Consider the following 14,940-nt stretch of genomic DNA (forward strand, 5'->3'; position numbering starts at 1 on the left):
CGGGGACATTTCCTTGCGGAAACTGTGGTCCGGTTTCGGCACCACTGTACCGGCAGCCCTCCCCTGCGGAGCCGATTATGGCGATGATTACGCAGTTCCCTGCCGGCTGCGGAAGGACTACCCTGAGATGCAGGAGCGCTATGGAGCCAATCGAAACACTGCTGGCTACTGCACGCGATGCCTACGCGCGCGGGGAATGGCGCCCAGCCTACGACGGATTTGAGCAGGCCCGCAGCCTCTCGCCGCTGGACGTGGAGGATCTGGCCCGGCTGGGCGACGCCGCCTGGTGGGTGGGGGATGTCCGCGAATCGGTAGTGGACTCCGAGGAAGTCTTCCACCGCTACGAGAACGACGGCGAGAAACTCGCCGCTGCCATGAAGGCCCTGGATCTGGGGCTGCTGTGGACGCTGCGCGGGGACCTGATGATCGCCTCCGGCTGGATCAACCGCGCCAGGCGCATGCTGCTGGATGCCCCGCAGAGCCCAATCCACGGTTACCTGCTGTATCTGGACACCGTCAACGCGCTGCTGTTTGCCGAAGACCCGGAGCCGGCCTTGGCCGCTGCCGATGAGCTGCAACAGATGGGGCGCAGGTTCAACGCACCCGTGCTGCATTCCTTCAGCCTCACCCTGGCAGGTTTGGCCGATCTGCGGGCGGGGCGGACCGCTTCGGGATTCGCGGCCTTGGACGAGGCGATGCTCCCGGTCCTCGCCGGGCAGGTGCCCCCGACCTGGGCGGGAGACATCTATTGCACGGTACTCCACGCCTGTTACCAACTGGCCGACCTGCCGCGGATGCGGGCATGGACCGAAGCCACCGAGCGCTGGTGCGAGCAACTGGCGGGCGGCATGGTCTTTTCCGGCGTGTGCCACATCCACCGGCTCCAGATCCGCAGCATAGAAGGCAATTGGGACGGCGTGGAACGCGAGATCGCCCAAAGCAGCCTGGAGTTGGCGGACCGAAACGTGTGGGCCGCCGGTGAAGGGTACTACCAACTCGGCGAGCTGCGCCGGCTGCGCGGCGATGTGCAGGGTGCCAGCGACTCCTACGCCAAGGCGCGCGACTTGGGTGTTGAGCCACAGCCCGGCGAGGCCAAGTTGCTGGCCGCGCGCGGACATGTCGACGCTGCGTGGGCCGGCCTGGCAGCAGCACTGGAGTCCAATGATCGGCTGACCCGGGCGCAAATGCTGCTCCCCGCGGTAGAACTCGCCGTGCAGCTGAAGTTGACGGTGGAAGCCGAGGAATACTGCCGGGAACTGGAGCAATCGGCCGGTGACTTCGGCAGCCCCGGTTTCCTGGCCTGGGCGCGGCATGCCCGCGGCGTCCTGCTGTTTTCCGGCGGCCAAGCCGCGCAGGCCCTCTCCGTGCTGAGGTCCGCGCTGCAGGGGTATCGTTCCCTGCACCACCGGCACGACACCGCGCGGGTGTACGAACTGCTCGCGGCCGTGCACCGCGAGCTGGGCCAGCCGGAGACCGCGGCGTCAGAAGCGGCGACGGCTCTGGCCATCTACCGGGAGCTCGGGGCGGAGCCGGACGTGCGCCGCCTGGACGGCCAAAAGTCCCCGGGCGGCCTGACGGATCGGGAAGCGGAGGTACTTGCCTGCATCGCCCGCGGTGCCACGAACAAGGAAACGGCAGCCGCACTGTTCATCAGCCAGAAAACGGTCGGCAGACATCTGGCAAATATTTTCCTCAAGATCGGCGTCTCGTCCCGCACCGCGGCCGCCGCGTGGGCCCACGAGCACGGCATCACCGCTCCCCTAACCCGGCGCTGACGCCTGCATCTTTTGCCCCATCCGCGCCGCCCGAACCACAGAACTTGCCCGATGTTCCGGATGCCGCCGGCTCCCTACCGTGGGATTCAGCAGGCAACAGGTGCCTGCTTCCAGACCATGGGAGAAGCCATGACCACCATCCAAGAAACTGCCGGGCAGTTCGACACCCAGGCCGCCGAAGCCTTCGTACAGCGCTGCCTGACCATCCTGAACGACGGCGCGCTGGCCATGCTGGCCAGCATCGGTCACCAGACCGGGTTGTTCGATACCTTGGCGGCGTTGCCGCCGGCCACCAGCCAGCAGATCGCGGACGCCGCGGAGCTGGACGAGCGCTACGTGCGCGAATGGCTCAACGGCCTGGCCGCGTCGCAAGTGGTGGCCTACGACCCGGTTGCCCGCACTTACCGGCTGCCGGCCGAACACGCCGCCTCATTGACCAGGGCCGCAGGCCCGGACAACCTGGCGCGGCTGCTTCAGTACATCCCGCTGCTCGGCGGCGTGGAGGAAGGAGTCATCGCCGCATTCCGCCAGGGCGGCGGGCTGTCCTACGCCGACTATCCGCGCTTCCACCAACTGATGTCGGAGGAAAGCTCGGCGGTTTTCGACGCCGGGCTGATCGAGGAAATCCTGCCGCTGGCCGACGGGTTGGATGAACGCCTGCGCCGGGGGATCGACGTGGCCGACGTCGGCTGCGGCAGCGGGCACGCCATTAACCTGATGGCGCAGGCGTTTCCCGCCAGCCGGTTCACCGGCTACGACTTCTCGCCGGAGGGAATCGCCCGGGCACGGCAGGAAGCGGCGCGCATGGGCCTGCAGAATGCCTCGTTCGAGGTCCGGGACGTCGCCGAGCTGAATGAACCGGGACGGTTCGACCTGGTCACCGCCTTCGACGCCATCCACGACCAGGCCCAGCCGGCGCGCGTGCTCGCCGAGGTCCACGCGGCCCTGCGGCCCGGCGGGACCTTCCTGATGGTGGACATGAAGGCCTCCAGCAATGTGGAGGACAACGTGTCGCTGCCCTGGGCGGGCTTCCTCTACACCATTTCGGTGATGCACTGCATGAGCGTTTCGCTGGGCCAGGGTGGCGCGGGACTCGGCACCGTCTGGGGCCAGCAGCTCGCCCTGTCCATGCTGGCGGAGGCGGGCTTTTCCGGGACGGTCGTCAAGGACGTCGAGCAGGACCCGTTCAACGTCTACTACATCGCGGCCAAACACTAACCCCGACGACGGCGGCTCACCGGTCAACGCGAGTGGGCACCCGTCCGCGCCAGGCCGCACTTAGGCTGGCTGGGCGCCGCCGGCTCAGCCGGTCAGGCCGGTGCGGCTCAGGCCGCCAGCCCTGCGGACTGGGCCGTCAGCTCCAGCGCGCGTAGCCGCTGTGCGACGGTCGGCGCCTGGAACGCCACGATCAGCTCGTCGGCGCCGGCGTGCTTCGCGAAGCCTTCCAGGTACTCCGCCACCGCCTCGGGCGTCCCGACGGCCGAGTACTTGACCATCTGCTCCACGTGCTGGCCCTGCGGCGAGTCCAGGATGAGATCCGCTTCCTCGTCGGTAAAGGTCCGGTCGCGGCCGAACAGCAGCGAGACCCGGCTGCGCCGGACAACCTGGAACTGCTCCTGCGCTTCCTCGTTGCTGTCCGCGGCGATGGCGTTCACACCGGCGATCACGTACGGTTCGGCGAGCTGCTCCGACGGCTGGAACTCTCGGCGGTAGACGGACACGGCGTCCTGCAGCGCATTGGGCGCGAAGTGCGAGGCGAACGAGTACGGCAGCCCCAGCGCCGCGGCCAGCTTCGCGCCGAACAGCGAGGAACCCAGGATGTACAGCGGCACGTTGGTGCCCTTGCCCGGTGTCGCATCCACGCCCTTGATGCGCGACTGTCCGGTCAGGTAACCCTGCAGCTCCAGCACGTCCTGCGGGAAGGATTCGGCGCTCATCGGATCACGGCGCAGCGCCCGCAAGGTGTTCTGGTCGCTGCCCGGTGCGCGGCCCAGGCCAAGGTCGATCCGTCCCGGATGGAGCGCCTCCAGCGTACCGAACTGCTCGGCGATGGTCAGCGGGGCATGGTTTGGAAGCATGATGCCGCCGGCGCCCAGTCGGATGCTCTTGGTGTGCGCAGCCACGTGGGCAATCAGCACGCTGGTGGCCGAGGACGCGATCGACGCCATGTTGTGGTGTTCGGCGTACCACACCCGCCGGTAGCCGAGTTCCTCCGCCCGCTGCGCCAAGGACACGCTGCCGGCCAGGCTTTCACCCACGGTTTCGTTCTTGCCGATGGTTGCCAGGTCAAGGATGGACAGAGGTACGTTCACGTCGGCGGGGCCTTTCGTCGCGGGACGCCCGCGGTAGTTGCCGCGGGCACACATCCTGCACAACGACGGCGGTGCCCGTCTTTATTTCTTCCCTCCCGTCCCGTGGGGGCTGGCTGCCGGGCCGTGGGGGCTTCCCTCCCGGCCCGTGGGGGCTGGCTGCCGGGCCGTCGCCGTCGTCACCACGCGGGCGTAGAGTCTGCAGGCATGGAGCATCATCACGACCGCCGGGAAGAGCCCGACCAGTTCTGGGAGTCCTTCTACAGCCAACGGGACCAGGTGTGGAGCGGCCGGCCGAACGCCATGCTGGTCCGCGAGGTCTCCGGCCTGCGGCCCGGCACCGCCCTGGAACTGGGTTGCGGCGAGGGCGCTGACGCCATCTGGCTCGCCGGCAAGGGGTGGACGGTCACGGGCCTCGACATGTCCGGGCTCGCGCTGCAACGGGCGGCCAAACACGCCGACGAAGCCGGCGTTGCGGGCCGCATTCGGTGGCTCCGACAGGACCTGGCCCGCTGGGAACCCCAGGAGAGCTACGATCTGGTCTGCGCCCAATTCCTGCACTCGCCGGTCGAGCTGCCGCGGAACGCCATTCTCACCACGGCGGCCCGCGCGGTAGCACCCGGCGGCACGTTGCTGGTTGTCGGCCACGAATCGTTGCCGCCCTGGTCGGGACATCCGGAGCCCGAGGAACCGCTGCCCACCGCCGGGGAGCTGGCCGATGCACTGGGACTGGGTTCCCCGAACTGGGCCCTCGACACGCTCGACTCCGTCCCCCGCGAGGTCACGGGCCCGGACGGGCAGGCCGCCACGATCACGGACAGCGTCCTGCGCGCCCGCCGGCTGGCCGTTTAGCCGGCAGCGGGCCTGGCCTGCAGCAGGCTTCTGAGCCGGCATCGGGCCTCGCCTGCAGCGGACGTCTGACCCGGCATCGGGCTTCGTCCGCAGTGGGCTTCTTAGCCGGCAGCGTGCTCGATGCTGCAGTCCGTGCCCGGGAAGACGACACTCTCATGGCCGTCGTCGAACCTCACGAAGTAGGGCGGGGCACCGCCGTCGCCCCTGACCTCGATGACTTCGCCGTGCCGGTCAGCCGATTCCACCGTCCTGCCCCTGATGACGATGCGGTCTCCGGGTGCTGCGATCATGACCGCTCACCTCCTTTCCCATAGCCTAGGGGAACGGGCTGCGGCCGACCAGAGTCAGCGCACCCAGCGGTGCGGGGCGGGCCGGCGGGTGCTGGGCAGGGCGTTGCTCTCCCGCCACTCGTGCAGCCATTCGGGCAAAACCAGGTCCGCCGGGGGCCGCTTGCCGACGGCCGCGAAGATCTCCTCATTGGAGACCGGTCCCTGCTTGGAAACCAGCCGGGTGGCGATGTAGGCCCGGGCATGGATTTCGCCGTCGGCCACCATGCGCTGCTCGAAGAAGATGGCGCGGTCGTCAAACCCGATGATGCGGGTTTCGATGCTGTATTGCTGGCCGAGTGTGAGCGATTTACGGAAGGCAATGGTCTCCGCGCCGACCACCGGCGACCAGCCCTTGCGGCGGAAGGTGTCCCACACGCCGGCGCGCACCATCAGCTCGAAGCGGCCGAGGTCCATCAGCGAGAAATACATCCCGTTGTTGACGTGCATGGCGATGTCGATGTCGGTGGGCAGCACGCGCAGGGACAGCGTGGACGAATCCCAGATGTCCAGGGCAGGACGGCGGCGGGCCGTCAGCAGCAGCAGGAGGGTGCGGAAGATCAGGTGCATGCCGCCATGTTACCCGGAGGTAACTTGCCGGGCGGGCGGGACCGGCGTCGCTACGCTGGTCCCGCCACCCTCCAGCCAGTCCCGGCTACGCGTGGTGTCCGTGTTTTTTGCCGTCCCCGAGGTCCTCCGGCAGCCCCCCCGCGGGATGCGCGGGGCCGCCGGAGCCGTTAATGCGCCCGGCCTGGCCCGGCTGCACGACCGGGGTCTCGGACGTCACCGGCACCGCGAACGGCACGTTGCTGGGGACGCTGACGGCTCCGCGCACCGGGCCCATGCGCCGCTGCCGCAGCGGATCCCGGCGCAAGTCCACGTACAGCGAGAGGCAGAGTCCCACCATGATCAGCACGAAGGGCGTTGACGCCAGGATGGTGAACGTCTGCAGCGCGTCGAGCCCGCCGACGAACAGCAGCACGGCCGCGACGGTACCGGTGAGAACGCCCCAGAGGATGACCAGCGGCTTCCACGGCTCCTTTCGGCCGCGGGAGGAAAGCGTTCCCAGCACGACGGCGCCGGCGTCGGCGCCGCTGACGAAAAACACCGCCGTCAGCACCATCACCACGATGGCCGCGCCGAAAAAGAACGGATAGTTCTGCAGGGTTGCGAAGAAACCGGCCGCCTCGTCTCCGGTCCCGGCAATATCTTCACCGCCCAGTTGCAGGTGGATGCCCGCACCGCCGAAGACCGAGAACCAGACCACGCTCACGGCGGTGGGGACCAGCAGCACGCCCAGGACGAACTCCTTGATGGTCCGCCCGCGGGAGATCTTGGCTATGAACGTGCCCACGAAGGGGGTCCAGGAGATCCACCACGCCCAGTAGAAGATGGTCCAGTTGGCCAGCCACTCGGTGCCGCCGAAGACGGCCGAGTGGAAGCTCATGGGGACGATGTTGGCCAGGTAGTCGCCGATCGCGGCGGGGACCAGATCCAGGATGAAGACGGTGGGACCCACCACGAAGACGAACACCAGCAGCACCGCGGCCAGCACCATGTTCGTGTTGCTCAGCCACTTGATGCCGCGGGCAACGCCGCTGGCCGCCGAAATCACCACACCCACGGTCAGCACGCAGATGATCAGGATCGGAGCCACGACGCCGGGGTTCTCCTCGAACCGGCCGGTCCGCAGCAGCGCCAATCCGGCGGCAATCTGCAGCGCCCCCAGGCCCAGCGAGGTCGCTGAGCCGAATTTCGTACAGATGATCGCCAGGATGTCGATCGGTTTGCCCCAGCCCTTTTCCTCAATCCGCTCCTTGCCGAAGATCGCCTGGAAGGGCGAACTCATCAGGTTGCCGCGGCCCATCCGGTACGTCGAATAGGCCAGGGCCAGGCCAACCACCGAGTAGATGGCCCACGGGTGCAGACCCCAGTGGAAGAGCGTGTAGGCCATCGCGCTGTTCGCGGCCTCGGGGGATCCCGGAGCGGCATCCACGAAGGGCGGCGGCGAGGCCAGATGGGTGACCGGTTCGTAGACGCCGAAGAACATCAGGCCGATGCCCATGCCGGCGCTGAACATCATGGCAATCCACGACAACGTGGAGAACTCGGTGGTCTCACCCTCCTGCGCGAGCGGAATGTTGCCATACCGGCCAAAGGCCAGCACCAGCGAAAAGACCACGAAGCCGGTAGCACCGAGGATGAACAACCAGCCGAAGGAGTTGGTCACCCAGCCGAGAATTGATCCGGTTACTTCGGTCACCTGCTGGGTAAAGAAAACGCCCAGCAGGCAGATGGCAACAATAATGCTGCCTGAAACGAAGAAAACCGTCTTGTCGACGGTATTCCAGCCCCGCTGCCCGTCATCACCCGCATCCCGGGAGACCGTCGGCAAGGGGCCGGTAAATTCGCTGCTCATCACTGATCCTCACTGTTGTCACCGGCTGTGCGCGTGCGGCGCTCCGGGCTTCCTGCGGCTCTTCGATGTCAAACGTCCCGTCAGTATGATGGCAGGCATGAGTGGAGATGGCGACTTTCAAAGCGATGATCAGACCCGGATGGACCACTATGGCGACACCGGGTACACCGCCTTCGGCAGCCACGGCGAGGTGTCCAAGAACGACCCGAGGGTGGTCGCGCATGCCGAAGTGGATGCCGCCAACGCCGCGGTGGCCGTGGCCATGGCGAGCGGGGGTGTGTCCCCGGAGGTCAGCGCCATGCTGGTCAGCGTCCAGAACGACTTGTTCGACCTGATGGCCGACCTGCTGGTGCCGTATCGCGGCAATCAGGCGGCGGACGCCCGCATCATCCCCGAGCATGTGGAGCGGCTGGAACGCGCCATTGACCACTTCAGGCAGGAAGCCAAGGACCTCAGCGGCATGCTGCTGCCGGGCGGAACCCTCTCCGCTGCGCTGCTGTATCAAGCCCGCACGGCGGTGCGCCGCGCCGAACGCGTGGTCTGGGCGGCACTGGATGAGTACGGCGACGTGGTGAATTCCGAGACCGGCCGCTACCTCAACCGGCTCTCCGGGCTGCTCTTCGTGATGGCCCGGGTGGCCAACGCCGAGCACGGGGACGTGATGTGGGTTCCCGAGTCCTCCGTCCGCGGCGTCCTCGAGGACCAGTCCGGCACCATCGAGTAGCGCTACGCACGATGTAACCGCCGTCACGATTTCCGATTCGCCGGGTATCCTCGACGGTGATGAGCATCACCTCCGGCGCGCCCGCGACCAGGGCCACGACCGAGCCGTCCGCGCGCACCCTGGCGCGCGGCCTGTCGGTGTTGAGCGTCTTCGATGACGGGCAACCGCAGATGCGGGCGGCCGAGATTGCCGCCCGGGCCGGCCTGAACCGTGCCGCTACGGCACGGGTGCTCCGGACGCTGGTCAGCCTTGGCTATGTGCGCTGCCGGGATGACCTGTTCTCGCTGGCCCATCAGGCCCTGGAGTTGGGCCACGGCTACGTCGCGGGCTCTCCGCTCGTCCGCGCCTCCCGCGGGGCCGTCGAGTGGCTGACCGAGGAATTCAACGAACCGTGCACTGCGGGCGTGCTGGCCGGCGGCGACGTCATCTGCATCGCGGCCACCCGCGTGCCCGGGATGATCCGCGCCGGACTGACCGTCGGCGCCAGGATTCCGGCGCACGCCTCGTCGATGGGCAAGGTGCTGGTGGCCGGGCTGTCCGAGGACGGCCTGCGGTCCGACGTCGACGGAGGCCTTAGCAGGCTGACCGAGCAGACCATCGACAGCACTTGGCGTTTCCGCCAGGAGATCGAGCAGGTCCGGCGGCAGGGCTACGCGGTCAACGACAGCGAACTGCAGCAGGGCCACCGCACTCTGTCCGTGCCCGTGAGGGACGGCGGCGGCACGGTGCTCGCCGCCGTCGGCGTCAACATGCTGGCCACCCCGGACACCCTGGAGGCGGCCATCGCCGGCCACCTCCCCCTGCTGCGCCGCGCCGCGGAGCAGATCACCGAAAGCGCCACGCGCTAAGAGCCCGACGGCGGTGCCTGCGCGCGGGGCCTGTCGGCGCGCCCGCGCGGTGAGATCCGCCCGAAGCGCGCACCGCCGTCGTCGTCCTGCGGTTCAGGAGATCAAGACACCGGATCCGCGGCCGCCGCGAACTGCGACATGTACAGCCGGTAGTAGGGGCCTTCGGCCGCCAGCAGCGCCGTATGGTTGCCCTGCTCCACGATCCTGCCGTCCTCCATCACCAGGATCACGTCGGCGTCCCGGATGGTGGAGAGCCGGTGAGCAATGACAAAGCTGGTGCGGTCCGTGCGCAGCGCGGCCATGGCGTGCTGGACTAGCAGTTCCGTGCGGGTGTCCACCGAGCTGGTCGCCTCGTCCAGGATCAGCAGCGACGGGTTGGCCAGGAACGCCCGCGCGATGGTGATCAGCTGCTTTTCACCGGCGGAGACGTTATTGCCCTCTTCGTCGATCACCGTGTCATAGCCGTCCGGAAGCGCCCGCACGAAGCGGTCCACGTAGGTGGCCTTGGCGGCCGCCATCACTTCTTCCTCGGTGGCGTCCAGGTTGCCGTAGCGGATGTTCTCGTAGATGGAGCCGCCGAACAACCAAGCGTCCTGCAGCACCATGCCCACCTTGGACCGCAGCTCGGCCCGGCTGAGGGCGGTGATGTCCACCCCGTCGAGGGTGATGCGGCCGGCATCCAGTTCGTAGAAGCGCATCACCAGGTTCACCAGGGTGGTCTTGCCCGCGCCCGTTGGCCCCACGATCGCCACCGTTTCGCCCGGCCGCGCGGCGAAGGAGAGGTCCTCGATCAGCGGCTTGTCGGGGCTGTAGCTGAAGCTGACGTTGTGGAACCGGACCTGCCCTTCGGTTTGGGCGGGCAGCGATTCGGTGGCGGTATCGGGGGCCTGCTCGTCGGCGTCGAGCAGTTCGAAGACGCGCTCGGCCGAGGCGACGCCGGACTGCAGCATGTTGGCCATGCCCGCCATCTGGCCCAACGGCTGGTTGAATTCACGCGAGTACTGGATGAACGCGGTGGCATCGCCCAGGGTCATGGAGCCGGAGGCCACGCGCAGGCCGCCCACCACGGCGATCCCGACGTAGCTCAGGTAGGAGATGAACTGCATGACCGGCATGATCATGCCGGAGACGAACTGCGCGCCGAACGAGGCCTTGTAGAGTTCCTCGTTCTTTTCGTCGAACTGTTCCACCGACTGCTGCTCGCGGCCGAAGGCGCGGACCAGATCGTGGCCGCTGAACGATTCCTCGATGTGCCCGTTGAGCGCTCCGGTGTTCTTCCATTGCGCGGTGAACAGCTTCTGGCTGCGCGTGCCGATGAGGCCGGCAGCGACGGCGGAAAGCGGCAGGGCAATCAGGGCGATCAGGGCCAGCTGCCAGGAGACGATGAACATCATGATGGTGATGCCGAGCAGGCTCAGCGCGGACATGATCAGCTGCGCGAACGCCTGCTGCAGCGCCTGCTGGATGTTGTCGACGTCGTTGGTCACCCGGGAGAGCATGTCGCCGCGCTGGCGGGTGTCGAAGTAGTTCAGCGGCAGCCGGTTCAGCTTGGCTTCCACGTCGCGGCGCAGCCCGAAGACCACCCGCATGACGATTTGGTTCAGCAGCCAACCCTGCAGCCACATGAACAGCGACGCGACCACGTACATCCCCAGCACCAGCAGGATCAGGTTGCCCAGCAGCTGGAAGTCGATGCCGACGCCGGGAACCAGTTCCATGCCGCTGAGCATGTCGGCAAACTGGTCCTGTCCCTGGGCGCGGAGCCCGGCGATGACTTCTTCCTGGCTGGCGCCGGCGGGCAGGTTCGCGCCGATGGCGCCGCTGAAGATGACGTCCATCGCGTTGCCCAGCACCTTGGGCGCAATCACGTTAAGCACGACTGCCACCAGCACCATGGCCAGCACCAGGATGATCCCGGCCTTCTCCGGCTTCAGCAGCCCGAACAGGCGCTTCGCGGACGGCCAGAAGTGCTCGGCCTTGCGGACCGGCGTCCCCGTCATGAAATCCTGGTCGGCCTCGCCGGGCTGGAACTGTTCTTCCAGCACCTCGGCCTCGGCTTCGGCGGCGGCTCCCGGCGTCGGCGCAGTCACGGGGTCCGGCCCGGTGGCGACCTTGGTCGGGGCTTCCTTGTCCGGCGTCATGCCGCTTCCTCCACCGCAGTCTGGGATTGAACAATTTCCTGGTAGGTTTCCGAGCTCTCCAGCAGCTGCCCGTGGGTGCCGCGGGCCACGATCTGTCCGTGCTCCATCACCAGGATCTGGTCCGCGTCGATGATGGTGGCGACACGCTGGGCGACGATGATGACCGTCGCGTCGCCGGTGGTCCCCTTCAGGGCAGCCCGCAGCCTGGCGTCGGTTGCCACGTCCAGCGCGGAGAACGAGTCGTCGAACAGGTAGACCTTGGGCTTGGCCACCAGGGCGCGGGCGATGCACAGCCGCTGGCGCTGGCCGCCCGAAACGTTGGTGCCGCCCTGCGAGAGCGCCGACTGCAGCCCCTTGTCCTTGGCGCGGACGAAGTCCTCGCCCTGGGCCACGCGCAGCGCCTCCCAAAGTTCTCCATCCGTGGCGTGCGGATCGCCGAACCGCAGGTTGTGTGCCACCGTGCCGGAGAACAGGTACGGCCGCTGCGGCACCAGCGCCACGCGGTCCGTGATGTCGGTGCGCTCCATCCGGGTGACCGGAACGCCGTCGATGAGCACCTCGCCGCTGTCGGCGTCGAACAGCCGCGGGAGCATGCTGATCAGCGTGGTCTTGCCCGCGCCGGTGCTGCCGATGATCGCGGTCGTCTGCCCCGGCCGGGCCGTGAAACTGACGTTGCGCAGCACCGGTTCCTCGGCGCCGGGATAGGAGTAGGTGACGTCGCGGAACTCGACGACGCCGGCCGGTTCCCGGGCCTTCTGCGGCTCGGCCGGTTCGTGCACGGAGGGCTCGACGTCGAGCACCTCGCCGATGCGTTCGGCACAGACTGATGCCCGCGGGATCATCATCGCCATGAACGTGCCCATCATCACCGCCATGAGGATCTGCAGCAGATACTGCAGGAAGGCCGTCAGGGCACCGACCTGCATCTCGCCCGCGTCCACGCGGAGGCCGCCGAACCACAGCACCGCCGCCGTGGCCAGGTGCAGGATCATGCCGATCGAGGGGAACATCAGCACGAACAGGTTGCCGACCGAGACCGAGACATCGGTCAGTTCGCGGTTGGCCTTCTCGAAGCGCTTGGCCTCGTAGGGCTCGCGGACGAACGCCCGGACCACGCGGATGCCGGTGATCTGCTCGCGCAGCACCCCGTTGATGTTGTCGATCTTCGTTTGCATCATACGGAAGAGCGGCATCAGCTTCCAGACCAGCAGACCGACGACGACGAACAGCAGCGGCACCGATGCCCACACCAACCACGACAGTTGCAGGTCCTCGCGCAGCGCCATGATGATGCCGCCGACGCACATGATGGGTGCCATCACCATGAAGTTCAGGCCCATCAGCACGAGCATCTGCACCTGCTGCACGTCGTTGGTGCCGCGGGTGATGAGGCTGGGCGCGCCGAATCGGCCTACCTCCCGGGCGGAGAACCCGGTGACCTTGTGGAAAATGCCGCGGCGGAGATCGCGGCCCATGGCCATCGCTGCCTTCGAGCCGAAATAGACCCCGGCGATCGCGGCGGCCACCTGGATGAAGCTGACCACCAGCATGAGGCCGCCGGTGTTCCAGATGTAGTCGGTATCGCCCCGGGCCACGCCCTCATCAATAATCTGGGCGTTCAAGCTGGGCAGGTACAGCGCGGCGATGGTCGCAATCAGCTGCAGCACCACCACGGCGAACATGTAGGGAAGGTAGGGGCGGCCGTAATGGCGGATGAGGCGGAGCAGCATCGGGATGTGACGCAACTTTCGGCGAAAGGGTGGATTGAGGCCAGATAGAGGCTACACCTTGGCCCGAACCACTGTAACCCGCCGCAGATGAACTTCTCCCCCGGCCTTCATCGGCCCGCCGGTACCCCCGCTGTTCTTCGTCCCGGGTGACACCGTCGCGCACTCAGTACCGGTGCCTCGGACAAGTCAGCCGGCTGCCGATGGGTTTGCCCCGGGCGCTCACCGGCCGTCCAGCCTCCACCAAAAATCCCCGCCGAAAACCGTCGACATAACTATCTCCATAGGTATAGAGTCAGAGTATCTTGGAAATGTGCAATGCGTCACACTCCGGCCCGCCATCGAGGAGGACAAGAACCCATGAGCGCCAAGAATCTTCAGGAAGTTTTGGACCAGTCCGGCAACACCGTCGAGATGCTGCGCAACTCGCAGATCGGCGCCTACATTTACCCCGTCGTCGCCCCGGAATTCACCAACTGGCGCAGCGAGCAGCGCGCCTGGCGCGAGTCCGCGGTCCTGTTCGACCAGTCGCACCACATGGACAACCTGTTCATCAGGGGCAAGGACGCCCTGAAGCTGATTTCGGACACCGCCATCAACTCGGTGGCCAACTTCCCCGTGAACAAGGCCAAGCAGTACGTGCCCACCACGCCGGCCGGGCACGTCATCGGCGACGGCATCCTGTTCCACGAAACGGAGGACCAGTACGTCTACGTGGGCCGCTCCCCCGCCGCCAACTGGCTGATCTATCACGGTGAGACCGGCGGCTACGACGTGGACATCGAGGTGGACCGGCGCTCCCCGTCGCGGCCCATGGGACAGCCGGTGAAGCGCAAGTACTGGCGCTTCCAGATCCAGGGCCCGAACGCCTGGAAGATCATCGAAAAGGTCAACGGCGGCCAGGTTGAACAGCTGAAGTTCTTCAACATGGACCAGATGCAGGTCGCCGGCCGGCAGGTCCAGACCCTGCGCCACGGCATGGCCGGCGCACCGGGGCTGGAGATTTGGGGACCGTACGAGACGTACGACCAGGTCCGCGACACCATCCTGGAGGCCGGCCAGGAGTTCGGCCTACTGGCCGTCGGTTCGCGCGCCTACCCGTCCAACACCCTGGAATCGGGCTGGATCCCCTCCCCGCTGCCCGCCATCTACACCGGCGAGGAGCTGCGCCCCTACCGCGAATGGCTCGGCGCCGACAGTTACGAGGCGGTCAACGCGGTCGCCGGCAGCTTCGTTTCGGACAAGATCGAGGACTACTACCTCAACCCGTGGGAGCTCGGGTACGGCCACATGGTGAAGTTCGACCACGACTTCATCGGCCGCGAGGCGTTGGAGAAGATCGACCCGGCAGACCAGCGCAAGAAGGTCACGCTCGAATGGAATGCCGAGGACATGGCGAAGATCTTCGCCTCGCTCTTCGACACCGAGGGCACGCCGTACAAGTACTTTGACCTGCCGCTGGCCAACTACGGTTCGTCCAATTACGACGCGGTGCTCGATGCCGCCGGCGAGACGATCGGCCTGTCCATGTTCACCGGCTACTCCGCCAACGAGAACCGGGGGCTGTCCCTGGCCACGGTGGACGCCGACGTGCCGGAGGGCACCGAGGTCACGGTGCTCTGGGGCGAGCCCGACGGCGGTACCCGCAAGACCACCGTGGAGCCGCACCGGCAGCTGAACGTGCGGGCCATCGTCAGCCCGGTGCCGTACTCACAGGCAGTCCGCCAGGACTACCCGGGCGGCTGGCGCTCCGGCCGGAAGGCCTGAGCCAGGCTGCGTTAGGGCGCGACGGCGAACGGCGGGGAAAGTGCCAAGGGCA

The 14,940-nt window shown here is 67.2% G+C and carries 12 protein-coding genes; 6 read left to right on the forward strand and 6 right to left on the reverse strand.

Features of this window, described 5'->3' with window-relative positions; translation table 11 throughout:
* The first annotated feature begins 140 nt into the window (after positions 1-140).
* Complete coding sequence (locus AC5RUP_RS01130; protein WP_494154611.1) at positions 141-1,775, forward strand: LuxR C-terminal-related transcriptional regulator; 1,635 nt, start codon at positions 141-143, stop codon at positions 1,773-1,775.
* Positions 1,776-1,904: 129 nt separating this feature from the next.
* Positions 1,905-2,993 (forward strand): class I SAM-dependent methyltransferase, encoded by a 1,089-nt coding sequence (locus AC5RUP_RS01135; RefSeq protein WP_494154612.1) that lies wholly within the window; start codon positions 1,905-1,907, stop codon positions 2,991-2,993.
* A gap of 107 nt (positions 2,994-3,100) precedes the next feature.
* Here the strand turns inward: AC5RUP_RS01135 and AC5RUP_RS01140 are convergent, their stop codons facing one another.
* Positions 3,101-4,087 (reverse strand): LLM class flavin-dependent oxidoreductase, encoded by a 987-nt coding sequence (locus AC5RUP_RS01140; protein ID WP_494132403.1) that lies wholly within the window; start codon positions 4,085-4,087, stop codon positions 3,101-3,103.
* Positions 4,088-4,291: 204 nt separating this feature from the next.
* Between AC5RUP_RS01140 and AC5RUP_RS01145 the strand changes: the two genes are divergently transcribed.
* On the forward strand, positions 4,292-4,936 hold the full coding sequence (locus AC5RUP_RS01145; protein WP_494153357.1) for an SAM-dependent methyltransferase: 645 nt from the start codon (positions 4,292-4,294) through the stop codon (positions 4,934-4,936).
* A 101-nt stretch (positions 4,937-5,037) separates the two neighbouring features.
* Here AC5RUP_RS01145 and AC5RUP_RS01150 read toward each other — a convergent pair whose 3' ends face one another.
* The 3 genes from AC5RUP_RS01150 to AC5RUP_RS01160 form a co-directional block, all read right to left on the reverse strand.
* Complete coding sequence (locus AC5RUP_RS01150; RefSeq protein ID WP_494065124.1) at positions 5,038-5,226, reverse strand: DUF1918 domain-containing protein; 189 nt, start codon at positions 5,224-5,226, stop codon at positions 5,038-5,040.
* 54 nt (positions 5,227-5,280) lie between these two features.
* Entirely contained in the window at positions 5,281-5,832 is a 552-nt protein-coding gene (locus tag AC5RUP_RS01155) for an acyl-CoA thioesterase (protein WP_494132405.1), read from the reverse strand.
* 85 nt (positions 5,833-5,917) lie between these two features.
* On the reverse strand, positions 5,918-7,681 hold the full coding sequence (locus tag AC5RUP_RS01160) for a BCCT family transporter (RefSeq protein WP_494132406.1): 1,764 nt from the start codon (positions 7,679-7,681) through the stop codon (positions 5,918-5,920).
* 97 nt (positions 7,682-7,778) lie between these two features.
* On the opposite strand from AC5RUP_RS01160, the gene AC5RUP_RS01165 reads away from it, so the two are divergent.
* Positions 7,779-8,405, forward strand: coding sequence for a cob(I)yrinic acid a,c-diamide adenosyltransferase (locus AC5RUP_RS01165; protein WP_494065127.1), 627 nt, complete (start codon positions 7,779-7,781; stop codon positions 8,403-8,405).
* Positions 8,406-8,464: 59 nt separating this feature from the next.
* Entirely contained in the window at positions 8,465-9,253 is a 789-nt protein-coding gene (locus AC5RUP_RS01170; protein ID WP_494153358.1) for an IclR family transcriptional regulator, read from the forward strand.
* 101 nt (positions 9,254-9,354) lie between these two features.
* Here the strand turns inward: AC5RUP_RS01170 and AC5RUP_RS01175 are convergent, their stop codons facing one another.
* Positions 9,355-11,394, reverse strand: coding sequence for an ABC transporter ATP-binding protein (locus tag AC5RUP_RS01175; protein WP_494153359.1), 2,040 nt, complete (start codon positions 11,392-11,394; stop codon positions 9,355-9,357).
* Complete coding sequence (locus AC5RUP_RS01180) at positions 11,391-13,124, reverse strand: ABC transporter ATP-binding protein (protein ID WP_494153360.1); 1,734 nt, start codon at positions 13,122-13,124, stop codon at positions 11,391-11,393. Before AC5RUP_RS01180 ends, AC5RUP_RS01175 begins: the two co-directional genes overlap by 4 nt.
* Before the next feature lie 357 nt (positions 13,125-13,481).
* Here AC5RUP_RS01180 and ligM point away from each other — a divergent pair, with 357 nt between their 5' ends.
* Positions 13,482-14,888 carry a vanillate/3-O-methylgallate O-demethylase gene (gene ligM / locus AC5RUP_RS01185; RefSeq protein ID WP_494000897.1) on the forward strand — a complete coding sequence of 469 codons (1,407 nt, stop codon included), beginning with the start codon at positions 13,482-13,484 and terminating at the stop codon, positions 14,886-14,888.
* Positions 14,889-14,940: the final 52 nt, after the last annotated feature.

The organism is Arthrobacter sp. Y3223151, assembly GCF_059091125.1.